This window comes from Bradyrhizobium sp. Kon69 (assembly GCF_055807515.1).
Genome location: NZ_JBVVOS010000191.1, coordinates 1 through 344 on the forward strand (window position 1 = coordinate 1; position 344 = coordinate 344).

The 344-nt window shown below is 64.8% G+C and carries 1 protein-coding gene; it reads right to left on the bottom strand.

Annotated elements, in window-relative coordinates:
• A partial coding sequence (locus AC0L3U_RS38785; protein WP_473365021.1) for an electron transfer flavoprotein subunit beta/FixA family protein occupies positions 1-344 on the bottom strand: 344 nt, incomplete at both ends.

The window sequence follows — 344 nt, forward strand, 5'->3', positions numbered from 1 at the left end:
TCGTTCTTGAGTTTCGACACCAGCTCGGCGACGTCCTTGACCTTGACGCCCGCCTTGCGGCCCGCCGGCTCGGTCGTGTTGAGAACCTCGAGGCGCGCGGTGAGATCGACGCCGTAATCGGCCGCGGTCTTGTCCGCAATCGGCTTCTTTTTGGCCTTCATGATGTTCGGCAGCGAGGCGTAGCGCGGCTCGTTGAGACGGAGATCGGTGGTGACGATCGCCGGTCCCTTCAGCTTCACGGTCTGCAAGCCGCCGTCGACTTCGCGGGTGACCTTGAAGTCGCTGCCTTCGACCTCGAGCTTCGAGGCGAAGGTCGCCTGCGACCAGCCGAGCAGCGCGGCCAG